This is a genomic window from Klebsiella terrigena (genome assembly GCF_012029655.1).
Lineage (GTDB): Bacteria > Pseudomonadota > Gammaproteobacteria > Enterobacterales > Enterobacteriaceae > Klebsiella > Klebsiella terrigena.
In genome coordinates, this window is the sequence record NZ_CP050508.1 from 1,206,479 (window position 1) to 1,225,631 (window position 19,153).

Below are 19,153 nucleotides of genomic sequence, written 5' to 3' on the forward strand. Positions count from 1 at the left end.
CAGAGGATTAATTTCGTCCCGATCGCGCGGCCCGGCGATAGAGCGTGCTGCGCGCCACGCCCAGCGCCTGCGCCGCCTTACTGACGTTACCGTTGTAGGTGGTCAGGGTATCGGCAATCAGCTGGCTATCGTGCTGCTGCAGCCCGCGCGGCGCGGCAGGTGCCGGCGCTGCCCGGTACTCTGCGGGCAAATCGTCAACCTCGAGGCGGGCGCCGTCGTCGGCCAGCGCCAGCAGGACCTTCATCAGGCTTTGCAGCTGGCGCACGTTGCCCGGCCAGGGCTGGCGGGCGAGGTTGTCCAGCAGGTCCGGCGACAGCTGCACCCGACGCTGCCCCGCGCCGAGCGCCTGCCATAGCCGCTGGATAAACGCCGGCAGCGCCGGCCAGCCGCGCAGCGGCGGAATGGCCAGGGCAAATTCCCGCAGGCGATAGAACAGATCCTCGCGAAACTCGCCGTCGGCGACGCGCTGGGCCAGGTTACGGTGGGTTGCGCAGATCACCGCGAAGTTGACCGGGGTACTCTGGCTGGCGCCGAGCGGAGTGACCTCTTTTTCCTGCAGCACCCGCAGCAGCCGCGTCTGCAGCAGCATCGGCATATCGCCAATCTCATCCAGGAACAGCACGCCGCCATCGGCCTCGCGGATTTTACCGATATAGCCGTTTTTACTGGCGCCGGTGAAGGCCCCCGGCTGATAGCCAAAGAGCTCTGACTCAATCAGCGATTCGGGAATGGCGGCGCAGTTGATGGCAACAAACTTACCGCTGCGCCAGCGGCTATGCTGGTGCAGCGTACGGCTGACGTACTCTTTCCCACACCCCGTTTCTCCTTCAATGCACAGCGCAATGCCGGCGTTGAGCAGGCGCACCATTTTTTCCCCTTCGCGAGGTCCGGCGAAGGGAAGGTCGACGGTGGGCGGGGCCGACACCGCCACGGCGCTGCGGGTGGGGGCGCGTAGCCGATAGTAGTAGCTTTGTCGGCGAACGGTGAGCGGCAGCGGAACGGTGACCGCGGTTTGCGTCAGCAGCGGAAAGAGCTGCTGGAAGGTGATATGGCCCAGCTGCTCGCTGCCGAGCCCCAGCTCGCGCATCGCCAGCCGGTTGCCGGCGGTGAGAACGTTATCGGAAAAGACCAGCAGCAGCTCCTCAACGCTGTCGAGCTTTTGCGGCTGCGAGTGCAGGCTCATCAGCCACTGCTGCGGGTGCAGGCTCTGTTTTACCCATAAATACTCGATCTGTTTAGCCGCCTCTTTCACCCATCCCAGGGTATGCGGGTGGGGGAAATGCGCCGGCCCGGAAATATCCAGCACGCCGGCAATTTGCCCGTCAGGGCTCTGAATGGGGATGGCCGCGCAGTAGAGATCCTGGTTGCTGGTGAGAAAATGCTGGCGGCCGTCAATTTCGCAGCTGTCGTCAATCGCCAGCGCGGTGCCGATGGCGTTAGTCCCGCGGCCGCTCTCGCTCCATAAATTTCCCGGCGCGAGGGCAAAGCTCTGCGCCTTCTGCATGGCGTGCATATTGCCGAAGGTTTGCAGCACCAGGCCGCTGGCATCGGAGAGGATCACCACCGACTGCAGGTCGGCGACTTTACGCGACAGGGCGCCAACCACCGGCTGCGTGAGCTGCTGCAGCCCGCTATGGCTGGCCAGCAGATCCGCCAGCTCGCCGGAGCGCAGGCGCGGGAACTCATCCGTCGTCGGCTGCAGGCCATACAGCTGGCTGCGAAACCACGAATCGCTGAGCAACGGATTAGCTGTTTCCTCCGGGGCGAGGGTAAACGGGTTTCCTTGCACGGAGCACCTCATGGTCGGTTGAGTTATGTTGCAACATTGTAGCTTTGCGGTTTCTTATGTGTTGCGATTTGCGACACAGAAGCAAACATCGCTGACGCAGAAGGAGACACGTCGACGAAGGTTAAGGGTTAATAAACTGATTTTATTATTTATTTTAAAGTGCGATAAAACTGGCATAACCCCTGCAATAGCCTTGTTGCAGCAGGCAAGAGCAAAAAACCAATACGCCGCTGCGCCTCAACCCTACAAGAAGGAGATTGCAATGCGTTATGCTCATCCTGGCACCCCGGGCGCGTTAGTGACGCTCAAATCCGCCTACGGCAACTATATTGACGGCAAGTTTGTCGAGCCGCTCGGCGGCGAATTCTTTATGAATACCTCCCCCGTGAACGGAAGCGACATTGCGCAATTTCCCCGCTCCGATGCCAAAGATATCGATTTTGCCCTCGATGCTGCGCACCGCGCCGCAGAGGCATGGGGAAAAACGTCGGTGCAGCAGCGCTCCAACCTGCTCCTGGAGGTTGCCGATCGCATCCAGAAAAACCTCGAGTACCTGGCGGTAGCGGAGAGCTGGGATAACGGCAAGCCGATTCGCGAAACCCTCAACGCCGATCTGCCGCTGGCGGTCGATCACTTCCGCTATTTTGCCGGCTGCCTGCGCGCGCAGGAGGGCAGCACCGCCGAGATCGACGAAACCACTGTGGCCTATCACTTCCACGAGCCGCTGGGCGTGGTGGGGCAGATCATCCCGTGGAACTTCCCGCTGCTGATGGCGGCGTGGAAGCTGGCGCCGGCGCTGGCGGCAGGCAACTGCGTGGTGCTCAAGCCGGCAGAGCAGACGCCGCTCAGCATTACGCTGCTGCTGGAGATTATCGGCGATATCTTCCCGCCGGGCGTGCTGAACGTGGTGCAGGGATTCGGCAAGGAGGCCGGCGAAGCGCTGGCGACCAGCAAGCGGATCGCGAAAATTGCCTTCACCGGCTCCACGCCGGTAGGCCGGCATATTATGGCCTGCGCCGCGGAGAATATTATTCCCTGCACCGTTGAGCTCGGCGGCAAGTCGCCAAATATCTACTTTGCCGACGTGATGGACGGTGAAGACGAATTTATTGAGAAGGCGGTGGAGGGGCTGGTGCTGGGCTTCTTCAACCAGGGCGAAGTCTGCACCTGCCCATCGCGGGCGCTTATTCATGAATCGATCTACGAGCCGTTTATGGAGCGGGTGATGGCGAAAGTGGCGCAAATTCGCCGCGGCGACCCGTTTGATACCGATACGATGATCGGCGCCCAGGCCTCGCGCCAGCAGTTCGACAAGATCCTGTCGTACATTAAGATTGCCCGCGACGAGGGCGGCCAGATCCTCACCGGCGGCGAGCGCGCCAGCATCACCGCGGAGCTGGATAACGGTTACTATATTCAGCCCACCCTGATCAAGGGGCGCAACGATATGCGCAGCTTCCAGGAGGAGATTTTTGGCCCGGTCATTGGCATCACCACCTTTAAAGATGAAGCGGAAGCGCTGGCGATCGCCAATGAGACCCAGTTTGGCCTCGGGGCCGGCGTCTGGACGCGCGATACTAACCTGGCCTATCGCATGGGGCGCGGGATTAAAGCCGGCCGCGTGTGGACAAACTGCTACCACGTCTACCCGGCCCACGCGGCGTTTGGCGGCTATAAGCAGTCCGGCGTTGGGCGCGAAACCCACAAAATGGCGCTGAACGCCTACCAGCAGACGAAAAACCTGCTGGTGAGCTACGGTACCGCGCCGTTAGGACTGTTTTAACTGAGCGACTAAGCCCACGCTGATTTATATCTGCTAAAAACCGCGCCTGCTTTTGAGGCGCGGTTTTTTTTATTAAATCGTTTACCCACGTTATTAGTGTGTGTTTGCCGCGAAGGCGCGGGATTTAATGCACCGCAGCGAGCGGGATGGCAACATGAAAGATATTCACGGGCAGGCTTTCATTTGAAATATATTCCGCTACAGGAACAGTAATTGTTATTTATTAGCATGGTTATGATTTATGTGGTGACAAAAAAATGAAGGAAATGGTTACTAAGATAATTCTTAATTTAGTCCGATACCCCTTGTGCCGGTATGGAAAAAGCAGGAGGGAGATAGGGTTATTTGATTAAATTTGTTAATTAATTCCCGCTCTTGTTGTGATTTATTGACGCGGCAGCGGATTTTTTGCGTGAAAAATTAACAAGAGAAATAATATCTTTAATCTTTATTTTATGTGTAAAGTAAAATGCCATTTCATTAACATAACAAGATATTGCGTTTTGTTTTTTGGCAGAATATGATTTAGTGCATGTTAAATACACATTTATAAATTTTACTTAATGGCTTTTCTTTTTTGAGTAAATCAGCTGAGGTGGAATTCGTCTTTGTATATTTGATAACCTGCGGATGGAACGAACGCATTATTAACAAGGAGACCCGGTAAACAGATTTTCACAGGCCAGGCTGGTGCTGTGCTTTATCTGTATTAAATCTATATTAGCAATGAGATAAATAATGAAAACCCAAGCACGCATTATGGCAATTTTTGTCGGTACTCTGGTGTCCGGCGCAGTATTCGCAAGCCCTTCTCAGCCTTCCAGCTCCGCAATTACCGTCAACCCCGGCGCTGGCGCCGGCACGCAGAACACCGGCGGTCAGGTTGAGTTCACCGGTGAAATTACCGATACCTCCTGCAATGTTGATAGCACCAGCGCTAATCAGGTCGTCGATCTGGGTAAATGGGCAAGCAGCTATTTCACCGGCGCGGGCTCAGAGACCACCAAAACCGGCTTCCATATCAAAGTGAAAGATTGCCCTGCTTCGGTAACCACCGTGGCGGTGATATTTGACGGCACTCGTGATACCAACAACAGCAACCTGCTGGCGGTAAACGGCGGCGCTCAGGGCGTGGCGATTAAGCTGTATGAAGATGATAAATCGACGGCCATCAACCTCGGCTCGGTCTCGCACCAGCAGGCGGTGACTGCCGGCACTTCCGGGGCCGCCTCCGGGACCGCCGATCTGCAATTCTTCGCCGACTATATTTCGACCAGCGCCGTGTCCGTCGGCCCGGCAAATGGTACGGCCAACTTCAATATGGTTTACAACTAATACGCTCATGAGCAGGCAACGGGCCTGCTCATTCCCTCCGGCATTCCGACTTTGGTTTAATGGTTATCAATATGAAGCAGTTTATCACTGCGGTTGCGGCCGCCTTTTTCCTGTTCTCCGCCGTGGCTCAGGCCGGCATTGTTATGGGCGGCACCCGGGTTATTTATCATGAAGGGAAGCGCGAAGCCTCCATTTCTGTGACCAACGCTGATAACCATTCTCCCTATCTGGTGCAGTCGTGGGTGGAGAATTATGCCGAAGCGGATAAAGGCCCGGTACCATTTATTGTTACGCCGCCGCTATTTCGCCTCGACCCGGAGCAGGAAAACGTATTGCGTATTAATTTCATTGGCTCACCGCTGCCCGGCGATCGCGAGTCGGTATATTGGCTGAACGTGAAAAGTATTTCCCCGACGCAAAAAGGGGAGGCCAATAAATTACAGGTCAATATTAAATCCAAATTTAAGATTTTTTATCGGCCAAACGGTTTGCACGGCGATCCGGAGAGCGCATGGCAGCAGCTGAAATTTAAACAGGCCGCTCATCGCTTAACCGTTCACAACCCGACGCCCTATTTTGTTTCATTTTTCACGGTTGCCGTTGGCGGCAAAGAAATTACAGAACCCGGAATGGTGGGGCCTTTCGCCGATAAAACGTGGCCGGCCGAAGATAGCGGAACGGTTAAATGGCGTGCCATTAACGATTTTGGCGGTATTACCGATTACGCCCAGCAGTAGCCCATCACGCTTAATAGATCGCCTGGTCAGGATATTGTGAAAAAGAAGCTCCCGATTATCCCTCATGCTCGTAGCGTGATGAAGGCCCCCAGCGGGGGGATGTTAGCGCTGGCAACCGTTCCGACGCTGCTTTTTACCCTCTGTCAAAGCGGCGCGGCGCGGGCGGACGACTACTTCGACCCGGCAGCCTTAGAGTTTGCCAATCCGCAGCAAAAGACCGCAGACCTGCGCTATTTTGCCAAATCCGGCGGCCAGCAGCCCGGCACCTACCCGGTGAGCATCTGGCTCAACGACCAGCAGGTAGGCCAGGCGCCGGTGGAGTTTGTCGAAGATAGCGGGACGCTACGCCCGGTATTAACCGCCGCGCAGCTGGCGGAGTTCGGGGTCAACGTCAGCGCTTTTTCATCCTTCAACACCCTGCGGGACGGGGAGACCTTTACCCGGATTGAGCGCTATATTCCCGACGCCAGCAGCGGCTTTGACTTTGCCAGCCAGCGCCTGAACCTGAGCATTCCGCAGGCGGCAATGAACGCGCAGAGCCGCGGCTACGTTGACCCGGCGCGCTGGGATGACGGTATTGCGGCGGCGTTTGTTAACTACAACCTGACGGGGGCGCAAACGCAGCAGTCTGAGGACCGCAGCCGCTCAAGCTATTTGAATTTACGCAGCGGCGTTAACCTTGGCGCCTGGCGCCTGCGTAATATCTCGGCGATGCAGTATGACCAGCACTATCGCTGGAGTAGCCAAAGCACCTATTTGCAGCGCGATGTAAAATCCCTCAAAAGCCTGCTGCGAATTGGCGATACCTTCACCACCGGCGAGGTCTTCGATAGCGTGCAGTTTCGCGGCGTTCAGCTGATGTCCGACGATGAAATGCTGCCGGACAGCATGCGCGGCTTTGCTCCGACGATCCGCGGTATGGCGCACAGCAACGCCAGGGTGACCATTTCACAGCATGGCTACGTTATCTACGAAACCTTCGTTGCTCCCGGAGCCTTTGCGATTAAAGATCTCTATCCCACGGCGCAAAGCGGCGATCTTGAGGTGCAGGTAAAGGAGAGCGACGGGTCGGTGCGCACCTTCACCCAGCCCTACTCCGCGGTGCCTTTTATGCTGCGCGAAGGGCGGAGCAAATTTAGCCTCAGCGGCGGCCGCTATCACGCGGGCACGAATTCGGCCCAGTCGCCGGAGTTTTTACAGGGCACCCTGTTTTACGGTCTTCCCGCCCAGTTCACCCTCTACGGCGGCAGCCAGCTGGCGCAGAAGTATCAGGCGTGGGCGCTGGGCGTGGGGCGCGGGTTCGGCGAGCTGGGATCGCTGGGGGCCGACGTCACCTGGGCCACTACCGCCACCGTCAGCGATAAACGCTACGTGGGGCACTCGATTCGCGCGCAGTACCAGAAGGATTTTACCCTCACCGGCACCTCCTTTAACCTCGCCAGCTACCGCTACTCCTCGAGCGGATACTATGACTTCAGCGAAGCCAACGCCCTCGACGACCCGAGCGAGCGGGTGGACAACAAGCGCAGCCGCGAAGAGCTGTCGATTTCTCAATCCGTTGGTGCGGCGAGCAGCCTGGCGATATCCGCCTGGTCGCAGGAGTACTGGCACAATAAAAGCAGCGATAAGACGGTCCACGTTGGTTTTTACAGCGCGTGGAAGGGCATCTCCTGGGGCGTGGGCTACTACTACACCCGCTCGTCCGACGACGAAAAGGTGGACCGCTCCTGGTCGCTGAACCTCAACGTTCCGCTGGGCGGCTGGCTGAAGGAGAGCGCGGTGAGCTACAGCACCACCACCGACAGCAACGGCCGCTCCTCGCAGCAGGTCGCGATGTACGGTGCGCTGCCGCAGCGGCCCAATCTCTACTACTCGCTGCAGCAGGGCTATGCGAACGGCGGACAGGGCAGCAACAGCAGCGCCGGGCTGGATTATCACGGCGGCTACGGCAGCGCCCAGCTGGGCTATCGGCACGACAGCGCCAGCAACCAGCTGACGTGGGGAGCGTCAGGTTCGGTGGTTGCACACCCGCATGGCGTCACTCTCGGGCAAACCGTGGGCGACAGTTTTGCCATCGTGCGGGCGCCGGGCGCGGCGGACGTGGCGATCCAGAACGGCACCAACGTGCATACCGACGGGCGTGGATACGCGGTTGTGCCGACGCTCACGGTCTATCGCAAAAACGTAATTACCCTTGATACCGCCTCGATGGCCAACGATACCGACGTGGAGCTGCAGGGACAAACCGTGATCCCCGGCGGCGGCTCCGTGGTGCTGGCTAACTATCAAACCCATATTGGCAACCGCGTGCTGTTCACCCTACGCGATAGCCGCGGGCCGATCCCCTTTGGCGCCAGCGCGCATCTGCGCCAGCAAGAAGAGGCGGAGGGCGCCGCGCCGACAGGAATGGTCGCCGACGGCGGGCAGGCCTATCTGAGTGGGATCCCGGATGACGGCACGCTTGACGTCAGCTGGGACGACCGTAATACCTCGCGAAAATGCGCGCTGCATTTTCATCTGGCTGACCACCAGGCACGGCAAAGCGCGGTAAAAACCGTCAGCGGCCTGTGCCGATAAACCGAAGAGAGATCGCCATGTATAGCGGCTATCGTACGCTGCAGTTTTTGTTCCTGCTGGCTACGGGAATTTACACGCATTACGGATGGGCCGAGAGCTGCGGCGGCAGCGTCGGTCAGATGACCATTAACGTGCAGAATATTAAGTATCTGCCCACGCTGCCGGCCAACACGCAAATGACCAGCGCCATGGCGGACAACGGCGGCGGGATCCACTTTGTCTGCGATCTGCAGCTGCCGACGGCGAGCATGAAGCGCATTATCTATAAACAGCGCAATACCGCCGGCTCGCCGCGGGTGATTAACGGCCAGCACGTCTATGACTCGGCGCTGAGCGGCATGGGTTATTCGCTGGGTTTTCAGTGCGAAGGCGGCGCGATTCGCTACATCGATGGCGGCAGCGCGCCGGCAGGAGGCGAGTCGATGACGGTTTGCGATAGCGCGCAGATGTCGACGCTGCTCGCCCAGCGCGAGACGGTGGTCAAAGCCTATATCACCTTTTATAAAACCGGCGATATTCCGCTGGTCAGCGGTAACCACACCAGCGTTGCCGCCCAGCCGCAGGTGGGTAATTTATATATTGAGAAACAGGATAGCGGGAGCGCGGGCCACACGCAGAGCTCGCCGGTCAGCATCGACCTCTCCGCCCTTAACGTGGATATTGGCGCCAACGGCAGTTGCCAGGTGACCCGCTCCTCGATTGGCGTCAATCTGGGTACGGTCAATAAGGCGGAGTTCAAAGGCAAAACGACCGTCGCCGGCGCGGCGCAGACGTTTAGCATTCCGGTATTTTGCAGCACCCCGGCCGATATCAGGATTGGCTTTTTCGGCGTCACCGCCGATCCCGGCATCGGCGACGCTTTAGCCCTCGCCCAGGTCGTCGGCGCGGCGAGCGGCGTCGGAATCAAGCTGAGCTACGGCAATAACTCCGCTCCGGCGCCCTCTGCCGGAACCCCGATAAAGATTAACGAGGCCAGCAATCTGCCGGTGCTGAAACATATCACGGCGAGCAGCGCCGCCACCGCCGAGAATATCAACTTCAGTGCCCGCTACGTGCAGACGGGAGACCGGGTGACGCCAGGGCGGGCCAATGGCCTGGCGACCTTTGCCCTGGAATATAACTAAGGGAGGGCCGTGCGCCCGGCTACTGAAAGGTGACGGTAATGGTGGCCGTCGCCGAAAATGCGCCTGTTTTGGGGGCGGTAGTGGTCCACAGCACCCCGGCGAAGTAGGGCTGGGTCAGAGGGACGCCGACTTTTATCGGGATTTTTTCCGGGGCGTTCATTTCAATGCGCGGCGTCATAGTGGTGCTTTTGGACAAGATAATGCCAAAACCGCTGTCGCTTTCGGGAAGAACGATCGCCGCATCCTGAATTTTGTTCACCGAGCTGAAGGTGGCAAACAGGTCTTCCGTACCGCAGGCGATACCTGAACCCTTCTGGCTCAGGCCATAGGTCACGGTAAAGGATCTGATTCTCTCCAGCTGGCCCGGTCGGGCGTTGCCGGTGGAAAGCGTGCCAAAATCTATTTCACTTGGGGAGATGGCCACCGTCGGCACGCAGGCCATGGCGTTAATCTGGTTAAGGCCGGTAATCAACAGGTTATAGTTATCCCCGACCCTGCCATTGCGTAACCCCCCTTCGCCGTCTACCTGGAACAGCGAGAGCTTCAGATCTTTGGCGATAACGCCGCCGTTGGTTATCGCGCTGCCCGTCGCGATGATATAAACCTGATAGTTCAAATCGAAGGTCACCGGGATCGCGGTCTGCGTGCAGTCTCCCCGGCAAATTGTCGCCGGACCGATTTCAACCTTTTGCCCGTTTTGCAGCAAATAGTCGGCGCCGTTATAGGTGATACCAATTTTGATAAAGGCGGGCAGGGTGCCGGCCTTGTTGCCCGGATCCAGCCAAAAATAGGCGCTCTCCCCCTTCGGGTGCTTGTCGGTATCGCTGCAGGTAAAGCGGGCGCTTATCGTCGGCGAGACCCATATTTTTTGCCCCGCGATCAGCTCGCTGCTCGACACCTTAATAATATTGCCGATATCAACGGTTTCGCTGATGGTCGAGGTTGTCGTGGCGCAGGTAAGCGCCCGCGCGGGGAGCGCGCTCAGGCCCAGGGCCGCGGCCGCGAAGATGAAAAGTAGATGGCGGATGAAATGCTGCATTATGGCCTCGGTAGGTTATCTGCGCAGACTAAGGTTAATTCGCGATAGGCGATCGGGGTTGGCTCATCGGGCCCGGCCGCCGGCAGCGTGATGGTGCAGCTCTCCTCCGGCAGTTCGCCCCACTTAACCCGCAGGATATCGCCCGGATTGACGCCAGAGACAAACATCTCCCCGCCGGGGCCGACCAGCCCGTTGTTACGGCCGTCGGCGGTATAGAGCAGCGCGCCCGGCGGCGGATAGTCGCCATTGGCTCGCGAACCGTGGATCAGCACGCTCTGGCCGCGGTAGGCCTCAAACTTCACGAGGGCGATCGCCCCTCGGGTCGGAACCGTGCTGCTGACGGCGTTCGGGACGTCGAGCCATTCATCGAAGTCCTGGGTATTGAGCTCAACGGCGTTTGGCCGCCAGGGCAGGGTTTGCGGGACCACCGCGTAGCCGTAGCGATTAATTTTGACGCCGGTCTGGTTACTGATGCCCACGCCCTCTGCGCCCCTGGCCTCTACCAGGCTAAAGGTGGTGCCCAGCGGCTGGCTGAGGGTAATGCCGCCGCGATGGGCAACCATGCCGCCGGCCAGGTTGGCGCTGACCTGCCTGCTGGCGTTGTTATAGGCGTAGCCGGCGTAAACATTGCCATACTGTCCCTGATAGCCCAGGCTGGCGCTGTTGGTTGATTTTGTCGCCTGGTCATAGGCGGTTGATAAGGCGTAGCTCAGGCGGCCGTCGTCGAGGAGTGAACCGTTGAGCCCGGCCTGCTCGGTCGTCCCCGCGGATTTGCTATGGCTGAGGCTCATCGAGGCAGTGATGCTGTTGCTATCGGCGAAATTAAACGGCACGGAGAGCCTGAGGTTGAGGCTGTTGTCATTCCGGGTGTAGTGATTACGGCTGTTTTGGTAATAGATACCGTAATTTATTTTGCCGATGCTGGAGCTAAACCCGCTCTGCAGGGAGAGATCGCTGCTGGCGCTGTTCCAGTACTTTTGCTGGCTGAAGTTAAGATAGAACGAGCTGTGCTTACCGATTTTCTGGCTGGCCGAGATATCCAGACGATTCTTTTTGTTATACAGCGACGTGCTGTAGTAGGTGTCGGGGCGGTCGTTTTGCCACCGGTAGGGGTCATCGTCGGCAGGCCAGCGATAGTTCGTATAGCTGCCATCGTGCCATCTGCGTCTTTCGATAACGGCATCGGAAAAGCTGTAGTAACCGGCGGTTGAGTAGCGGTAGCCCGCAACCTGGAAATCGGTGCTGGTGGCGAGAAAGGATTTGGCATACAGAAAACGGATGCTCCCTCCGTCCCGACGGCGGCCGTCCGCCAGAAGCGTAGAGGCGAAGGTATAGTCCGCCGAAACTGCGCCCGCGTTCCCCATATTGATACCGACGCCCGCAGCGCCCGCGCGATAGTTTTCTGCCGCCAGCCCGCCGCCGTACAGCGTAAAAGCGTTGTTGAGTCCAAAGGAGAGGGTGCTTTGCATAAAGTCCGGGGCGTAGCCGTCTACGCCGTCGTGGTAGCGGCCGGCGGAGATCTGATAGTTCCACATCCCGGATCGCACCAGCTTTGGCAGCGTGGTATAGGCGACGGTAAAGGTATTGTGGCTACCGTCCGCTTCGATAACCGTGACGGTGAAGTCGCCGCTGCGATTGACGGCGCTGATGTCGCTAATCTCAAAGGGCCCCGGCGGAACGTTCTCGGAGAAGATGACGTACTTGTTCTGGCGGACTTCGACCCGGGCGTTGCTATTGGCTACGCCTCTGATGACCGGCGCGTAGCCGGTCTGGCTGCCGGGCAGCATTTCGCTATCGCTACCGAGCTGCGCGCCGCGAAACTGGATGCTGTCAAAGACGCTCGCGTCGGTGCTGGTCTGGCCGATTTCCAGGCGGCTGCGCCACGCAATAATGCTGGTTTCGAGGGTGCTGGAAAGACTTTTCCAGCGATCGGTCTGGTCGCTGGTTTTATTCCAGTAGGCGCTGTTGCGCAGGCGCCAGGCGCCAAGATTGAGCCCGCTGTTTAGCGACAGGTACTGATATCTATCGCTTCCCCAATCGCCGTGAGTCTCATCGTGGGTATAGTTATAGTTAATAAAAGCGGCGTTAATTCCGTCATCAAACAGCGCTGGCGACACGTAATCATACGGGCGGGTGAGGACAAACTGCTGTGGGAGGGTGATTGCCAGGCGGTGGCTGGCGATATCGACCTCCAGCCGAGCCTGCGTCAGGTTGTCGACGAGCGGATAGCAGCGTTGGCTATCATCATTAATTTTTACGCCGTAGCGAATATATTCCTCGGCGCTGATACAGGGCGCCAGGCGGCCATTTATCGCGTCCGCCGAGAAGGTTATCTCCCTGCTGTCGACGAGCTTTTCGTTAATATAAATATTAACGTAATAGCGTCCCGGCAGGACGTCGCTTTCGCTGGCGGCAAAATCACGCAGCGCATTCTGATCTATTCCGTTAAGAAAGCGGGCATTATAACGTTCGGCACTCTCAGCGGCGGCGGTGATGGTCATCAGGAGGGCGCTAAACAGATAGCGTAATTTCACTATATCCATCACTCTATCATCCTTAAAGTGAGCGAGACGTTTTAACGCTTAACCGGAATAGCTATTGAAGCGCCGTGGTCATTAATATATTTCATGCTTTTAAGGTGCGCGCCGGCGGGTAGCGTGAGCGACTGGTGGCTATAGGGAGAGAGCATGATGCCGTTAATCGGCACCGTTTTTCCTTTATTATCCGCCAGCTCCATTTTGCTGAGAGTAATATGCAGCGGGCCGTTATTGTTAAAGGTCAGCGTCGTTGCAGAGGATGTCCACTGCATTTTTCGCACTTCATCAGCCAGCGTGGTTTTTATCTCCTGCGGTCGGTAAAAAAGCTTTAGCCGGGTGCGGATTGCGATTTGCAGGACGTTCTCCCCGGCCGCGCTCGGGGGAACTTCCTGAACGTTGACCCAGTACAGGGTCTCGCGGTCGGTCGGCAGCCCGCTGCCTGAGTAAATAAATCTCAGCAGCGCCGACTGCTCGGGGCGCAGTTTGACCAGAGGCGGCGTGACGATAATTGGACGACTCCCGTTGGGGCTCTCTGTTCCGTTATCCAGCCAGGTCTGGACGATATAGTTCCTGCTGCTGGGGTTATTTATTTTCAGGCTTGCCGAACGCTCTTTTCCGGAGTAGATGACTCGCGAAGCTTCCACCTGAATAGCGCCCTGGGCCTGAAATACAAAGGTGGCGAATAGTACTGGCAGCAGAATTTTCATCGTTTTCCCTTTTGAATATGCCGTCCCTGGCCGGTGAATATTATTGCTGAATAACGGTAAATCTCGCGGTGGCGTCAGCGATGCCCGACTTAATGTTTGCAGCCTGACCCCAGGCGTAATATGACGCTTTCAGATAAAAGGTACCGCCGCCGTTAGCCGAGGTAACGTGGACTACCGGGTCATTATCTTTATTGAGCGGCTGGTCCAGGGTGACCGGGTTATCATTACGGTCGGTCAGAATAATGCCGACATTCTGCGCGGTGCCTGGGGCGTCGGCATCATCTAAGGCCAGGACGTTAACTTTATTGGCTTCCGTGGCTGAGGTACCGTCAAGCACCAGGTAATAATCCCCCTCCTCGCAGCCGGTAATGGTAATGGTGACCCCCACTTCCGGCCCCTTGAAATCCTGGGTCAGCTTGCTGAGAGGAATTTTCCCCATCGCGACGTCAAGCTCCTGGTTATTCATGCCGTTTACCGTGCAGCTGGAGTTAACCACTTCGCCTTTAAACTTCAGCGTGCCGTCGGCCGCGTTAACGTACTGGCAGGTCGCGCCAATCAGCGCCATTGCGAGGCACAGAGATTTCATTTTCATATACAATTCCTTATGTTATATCGACATGCGTGAAGAACGGTTGTTAGCGATAGCCGGGGGCAGCGCTGCCGGCACGCTATTTTTTTATGCTGATGCTGCGTTGTTTATTTCAGTTATAAAGAGTGCAGATAGTTATACAGCCCGGTAATATTTCTGACCTTGAGCTTTTGATAAATATTTCGTCGGTAGTGGCTGATTGTCATATTGCTGATGTCGGTTGCCTGAGCGATTCTTTTATTGTTAAGCCCACAGATAATATAGGGCAGCAGCGTATCCTCCTGACGACTCAGCTTTAAATGAATATTGCGATCGACGGACCTAATGGTTTGTTTAAACGTATGGCTGACGGTATGCGGGTAAGTATGCCTGAAATAAGCGCGCAGGCGCTGCGTGGCGCTGGCATACTCCAATACCAGGCTTGACAGCGCGTTAATAACAATATTCTCAATGGGATCGAGAAGTAAATCCTCTTTGACGACAAAAATAATATCCCCGGTAATATATTTATTCTTTTGCGCAAGCAGGGATGCAAGATGCTGAATGTTGGGATAACTGTAATCAATAACGATCGTTTTGGCCGAATGCAGGTAGTCCTCAGCGGTGGCGCCGAGGTCAGGGAAAACCGCAACGGCGGTGGCGCCGGAATACGCTGATGCAGCGGAGAGTGCCGCAAGGGAGGTAATTCCGCTGGCGAAGTAACTGTTGGCTGTAATAATAACGATCATAATGTATATCCTTATACATCCTGGCTGGTAAAGAGTATGGCGATTTTCATCCGGGGTTGTAAATAGGATGATGAGCGTGATTGTAAGAATAATCTCAATGGGCGTTGTGGTGTTTTGTGCCTTATGGCAGGAAGACTTCGTGCGGGCAGAGAAATAAATAAAGATACAGGCGAGGATGTATCTTATTTATTATTCACGCCGTTTATATTGTGGTGGTTATTATAGATGAACCGCATTCTTTCACCGGGAAAACAGCGCTGTGAAAGAATGCGGCATCATCGATGCGGCTATAAGAACCGCTGCGATCTGCGGGTGATATCCGCGTTCAGCTCATCACCGCCGTGACGGCAAGGCTTTCCGCCTTCCAGCAGCGGGCGGCGCTGCCGTTGGCCAGCGGGCGTAGGGGCTGCGGTTGTTCACAGCCGGTGCTGGCGAAGGGGCAGCGCTCGCGAAAATAACAGCCCTCCGGCAGATGCCGGTTGCCGGGCAGCTCGGTGTTGCGCGGGGCGTCGCCCAGCGGCGCGCCAATCCGCGGCACCGAATCCATCAGCAGACGGGTATAGGGATGAGACGGCGCGTCGAGGACCCGGCGCGCTTCGCCCATCTCGACGATTTGCCCGAGATACATCACCGCCACGCGGTCGCTCATATGACGCACCACCGAGACGTTATGCGAGATCAGCACGAAGGTCAGGTTCTGCTGTTTTTGCAGCTCAACCAGCAGATTGAGGATCTGCGCCTGCACTGAAATATCCAGCGCCGAGGTGGGCTCATCCAGCACGATAATATCCGGCTTCGCCGACAGCGCGCGGGCGATCGCAATGCGCTGGCGCTGGCCGCCGGAAAAGGCGTGCGGCAGGCGGTCGAGATACTCCGGACGCAGCCCAACCTGCAGCGCCAGCCGCTCGGCGAGCGCGCGCCGCGCCTTCTCGCCGGGCCGGGACTGGATCCACACCGGCTCGGTGATGGTGCGCCAGACGGGCAGGCGCGGATCCAGCGAGGAGAGCGGGTCCTGGAAGACCATCTGCATGCTGCCGGCGTCGCGCCCGGCCGCGGAGTCCCCGCCGCGATCGAAGCGGCCGGACGAAGGTTTGAGCATGCCCATCAGCAGCCTGGCGAGGGTGCTTTTTCCGCAGCCGGATTCGCCAACGATACCCAGGGTTTCGCCGCGATAGGCCGTCATATCCAGGCCGTTTAGCGCATAGACGCGCTCGACGACCTTACCGCGCCAGTTCTTGCGCGCCGGGAAGTTAAGATGAACATCGCTCAGCGTTAATAATCTGTCAGACATGGGCGTTCTCCCGTTGCGGATACCAGCAGGCCGCCTGCTGTTCGGTGTGTTCTATCGGCCGCAGCAGCGGGACCGTCCCGCAGCCCTCGCCGGCGGCGAAGCAGCGTTCGCGAAAGGCGCAGCCGCCGGGCAGGCGCGCGAGATTGGGCACCGTGCCGGGAATCGATTGCAGCGGCGATCGCGGCTCACCGTTATCCGGGGCGCTGTTCAGCAGGCCAACGGAGTAGGGATGCAGCGGATGATGCAGCACCTGCGGGGTCGAACCGCTTTCGATTACCGCCCCGGCGTACATGACGTACAGCCGATCGCAAACCTGGGAAACGACCGCCATATCGTGGCTGATAAACAGCACCGCGGTTCCCGTGGCCTGCGCCTTCTGTTTTAGCAGGCGCAGAACCTGGCGCTGGACGGTCACGTCCAGGGCGGTGGTGGGCTCATCGGCAATCAGCAGGTCAGGCTCGCAGGAGAAGGCGATGGCGATCATCACCCGCTGGCGCATTCCGCCGGAGAGCTCAAACGGGTAGCGATCCATCACCCGCTGCGGGTCGGCTATCTGCATATCTGCCAGCAGCGCCACCGCCCTGGTGCGGGCCTCGCGGGCGGAGAGCGGACGGTGCTGGCGGATAACGTCCACCATCTGTTTGCCAATCCGCCGCGTCGGGTTCAGGGCGGTCATCGGCTCCTGGAAAATCATCGCCACCCTGCGGCCGCGAATAGCGCGCATCTCTTTTTCCGTTGCGCCGAGGATATCGTTGCCCATCAGGGTCACCTGGCCGCTGTGGATCTGATAGCTCTCCGGCGGCAGCAGGCGCATCGCCAGCATTGCGGTGACGGATTTTCCCGAACCCGACTCGCCCACCACGCCAACAATTTCGCCGCGGTCGATATGCATGGAAACGGCGTTCAGGACGTGCACCGCGCCCTGGTAGACGGGGAAGCTTAAGCGGACGTTATCGATAGTTAAAACCCGGTTATTCATTAGCTGCGTCCTCCGGACTTCGGATCCAGTAAGTCCTGAATCCCGTCACCAAACAGATTAAAACCGACGGCGGTGATCAGGATGGCGGCGCCGGGGAAGGCGCAGTACCACCACTGGTCGAGAACATAGTTACGGCCGTTGGCCACCATCGCTCCCCATTCGGCGGTCGGTTGCTGGGCGCCGAGGCCGATAAAGCCTAACGTCGCCGCCATCAGAATGGCGCTGCCGATATCGAGCGAAGCCTGCACCACCAGCGGCGGCAGCGCATTGCGCAGAATATGCCAGCTGATCAGATGCCAGCGGGAGGCGCCGAAGGTGACGGAGGCCTCAACGAAGCTGTGCTGGCGCACGATCAGCGTTTGTCCGCGCGCCAGGCGCACGTAAAAGGGGATCCGCACGATAGCGATCGCCAGCATGGCGTTGAACAGGCTGGGGCCTAACGCGGCGGCCAGCGCCATCGTCAGCACCAGCGAGGGGATCGACAGCATGATATCCATCAGCCGCATGATCAGCGCGTCGCTGCGCCCGCCGAGGATGCCGGAGAGGCAGCCGAGCAGCGAGCCGCCGATCCCGGCGATCAGCACCACCGCCAGCCCGGTGGCGATCGACTGCTGGCTGCCGATCAGCACCCGGCTAAACAGATCCCGACCCACTTCGTCGGTGCCAAACCAGTGGATCGCCGACGGCGCCTGCAGGCGGGCGGTGAGATCGATGGCGTTAGGATCGTGCGGCACCAGCCACGGAGAGAAGATCATCAGGAACAGCATGATCAGCATAATGCCGCCGCCGATCAGCGTCAGCGGGCTTTTACGTACCAGCCACAGGCGGCGTTTCCACGCGTGGCTGCGGCTGATTTTCACGCCGACGGCGGGGCTTTCCTGGGTCATCATCACTTAGCTTTCTCCCCGACCCATACGCGGGTCTATCCACAAATAGAGCAGGTCAACGAGCAGGTTGACCAGCACGTAGGCAAACGACACCACCACGGCGAACCCCATTACCGCCGGGAAATCGAGCGCCTGAATGGAGGAGACCACGTAGGCGCCCATCCCGGGCCAGGCGAAGACGGTTTCGGTCAGCACCGCGCCGTACAGCAGGTCCCCCAGCGCGAGGCCGAGCACGGTGACCGAGGGGATCAGCGCGTTGGGCAGGGCGTAGCGCATCACGATGGTCCACTTCGGCAGCCCGCTGGCCAGCGCGGTGCGGATATAATCTTCGCTAAGCTGCTCCAGCATCGCCGATCGAATCTGCCGGGCGACGATCCCCAGGTGGACGAAGGCCAGAGTGGTGGCCGGTAAAATCAGGTGCTGAAGGGCGTTAAAGAACACCTCGAGGTTGCCTTCCAGCAGCGAGTCGATCAGGTAGAAACCGGTCACGTGGGTTGGCGGGTCAAACCAGTCGTCAAGTCGTCCGCTGCCCGGCAGCCAGTTCAGCTTGCCGTAGAACAGAACGATCGCCCCCAGCCCCAGCCAGAACGCCGGGGTAGAAATGCCGGTCAGCGCCATCAGGCGCACCAGATGATCGGTCCAGCGGTTGCGGTACACCGCCGAGAGCACGCCGAGCGGAATGCCGACCACCAGCGCGATGAACAGCGCGCATATCGCCAGCTCCAGCGTCGCGGGGAAAAAGGTTTTAAGATCTTCCAGCACCGGGCGCCCGGTACGGATAGAGGTGCCGAGATCGCCGTGCAGCAGGGCGTTGACGTAGTGTAAAAACTGCTGCCAGAGGGGGAGATCCAGCCCCAGCTGCTGGCGAATATGGCGCACGATCTCATCGCTCGCGCGATCGCCCGCCAGCAGCCGCGCGGGGTCGCCGGGAATGAGGTGCGAAATAATAAAGGTGATTGCGCATACGCCGGCGACGACGAGGATCAGTCCCCAGCTGCGTTGTCGTAGTAAACCCCAGAAACTCATCATGGCGTCCTCTGCCGGGCCGATG

The 19,153-nt window shown here is 58.4% G+C and carries 15 protein-coding genes; 5 read left to right on the top strand and 10 right to left on the bottom strand.

What is annotated here, in order from left to right; all coding sequences use genetic code 11:
- Nucleotides 1–7: 7 nt before the first annotated feature.
- Nucleotides 8–1,789 (bottom strand): sigma-54-dependent Fis family transcriptional regulator, encoded by a 1,782-nt coding sequence (locus HCK03_RS05810; RefSeq protein WP_041146838.1) that lies wholly within the window; start codon nucleotides 1,787–1,789, stop codon nucleotides 8–10.
- A gap of 262 nt (nucleotides 1,790–2,051) precedes the next feature.
- Between HCK03_RS05810 and exaC the strand changes: the two genes are divergently transcribed.
- The 5 genes from exaC to HCK03_RS05835 all read left to right on the top strand — a co-directional run bounded on the left by exaC (nucleotide 2,052) and on the right by HCK03_RS05835 (nucleotide 9,345).
- Nucleotides 2,052–3,572, top strand: a complete 1,521-nt coding sequence (gene exaC, locus HCK03_RS05815) for an acetaldehyde dehydrogenase ExaC (RefSeq protein WP_041146837.1) — start codon at nucleotides 2,052–2,054, stop codon at nucleotides 3,570–3,572.
- Nucleotides 3,573–4,310: 738 nt separating this feature from the next.
- The gene (locus tag HCK03_RS05820) at nucleotides 4,311–4,907 is read left to right on the top strand and encodes a fimbrial protein (protein WP_148251236.1); all 597 of its coding nucleotides are present in this window, start codon (nucleotides 4,311–4,313) and stop codon (nucleotides 4,905–4,907) included.
- A 71-nt stretch (nucleotides 4,908–4,978) separates the two neighbouring features.
- Nucleotides 4,979–5,644: a fimbrial biogenesis chaperone gene (locus HCK03_RS05825; RefSeq protein WP_167691263.1), complete on the top strand. Its 666-nt coding sequence runs from the start codon at nucleotides 4,979–4,981 to the stop codon at nucleotides 5,642–5,644.
- 78 nt (nucleotides 5,645–5,722) lie between these two features.
- Nucleotides 5,723–8,221 (top strand): fimbria/pilus outer membrane usher protein, encoded by a 2,499-nt coding sequence (locus tag HCK03_RS05830; RefSeq protein WP_167692397.1) that lies wholly within the window; start codon nucleotides 5,723–5,725, stop codon nucleotides 8,219–8,221.
- 17 nt (nucleotides 8,222–8,238) lie between these two features.
- The gene (locus tag HCK03_RS05835) at nucleotides 8,239–9,345 is read left to right on the top strand and encodes a fimbrial protein (protein ID WP_115192075.1); all 1,107 of its coding nucleotides are present in this window, start codon (nucleotides 8,239–8,241) and stop codon (nucleotides 9,343–9,345) included.
- A gap of 19 nt (nucleotides 9,346–9,364) precedes the next feature.
- Here HCK03_RS05835 and HCK03_RS05840 read toward each other — a convergent pair whose 3' ends face one another.
- The 9 genes from HCK03_RS05840 to HCK03_RS05880 all read right to left on the bottom strand — a co-directional run bounded on the left by HCK03_RS05840 (nucleotide 9,365) and on the right by HCK03_RS05880 (nucleotide 19,128).
- Complete coding sequence (locus HCK03_RS05840) at nucleotides 9,365–10,384, bottom strand: fimbrial protein (protein ID WP_167691264.1); 1,020 nt, start codon at nucleotides 10,382–10,384, stop codon at nucleotides 9,365–9,367.
- A complete protein-coding gene (locus HCK03_RS05845; RefSeq protein ID WP_167691265.1) occupies nucleotides 10,384–12,927 on the bottom strand; it encodes a fimbria/pilus outer membrane usher protein in 2,544 nt (847 codons plus the stop codon). Before HCK03_RS05845 ends, HCK03_RS05840 begins: the two co-directional genes overlap by 1 nt.
- A 32-nt stretch (nucleotides 12,928–12,959) precedes the next feature.
- Nucleotides 12,960–13,628, bottom strand: coding sequence for a fimbrial biogenesis chaperone (locus HCK03_RS05850; RefSeq protein WP_041146832.1), 669 nt, complete (start codon nucleotides 13,626–13,628; stop codon nucleotides 12,960–12,962).
- Between the two features lie 40 nt (nucleotides 13,629–13,668).
- Nucleotides 13,669–14,220: a fimbrial protein gene (locus tag HCK03_RS05855; protein WP_134527342.1), complete on the bottom strand. Its 552-nt coding sequence runs from the start codon at nucleotides 14,218–14,220 to the stop codon at nucleotides 13,669–13,671.
- 113 nt (nucleotides 14,221–14,333) lie between these two features.
- Nucleotides 14,334–14,945: a LuxR C-terminal-related transcriptional regulator gene (locus HCK03_RS05860; protein ID WP_143717382.1), complete on the bottom strand. Its 612-nt coding sequence runs from the start codon at nucleotides 14,943–14,945 to the stop codon at nucleotides 14,334–14,336.
- 325 nt (nucleotides 14,946–15,270) lie between these two features.
- On the bottom strand, nucleotides 15,271–16,236 hold the full coding sequence (locus HCK03_RS05865; protein ID WP_167691266.1) for an oligopeptide/dipeptide ABC transporter ATP-binding protein: 966 nt from the start codon (nucleotides 16,234–16,236) through the stop codon (nucleotides 15,271–15,273).
- On the bottom strand, nucleotides 16,229–17,215 hold the full coding sequence (locus HCK03_RS05870; RefSeq protein WP_167691267.1) for an ABC transporter ATP-binding protein: 987 nt from the start codon (nucleotides 17,213–17,215) through the stop codon (nucleotides 16,229–16,231). The genes HCK03_RS05865 and HCK03_RS05870 overlap by 8 nt, the downstream gene beginning before the upstream one ends.
- Complete coding sequence (gene ddpC / locus HCK03_RS05875) at nucleotides 17,215–18,108, bottom strand: D,D-dipeptide ABC transporter permease (protein ID WP_167691268.1); 894 nt, start codon at nucleotides 18,106–18,108, stop codon at nucleotides 17,215–17,217. Before ddpC ends, HCK03_RS05870 begins: the two co-directional genes overlap by 1 nt.
- Nucleotides 18,109–19,128 carry an ABC transporter permease gene (locus tag HCK03_RS05880; protein WP_041146826.1) on the bottom strand — a complete coding sequence of 340 codons (1,020 nt, stop codon included), beginning with the start codon at nucleotides 19,126–19,128 and terminating at the stop codon, nucleotides 18,109–18,111.
- Between the last annotated feature and the right edge of the window lie 25 nt (nucleotides 19,129–19,153).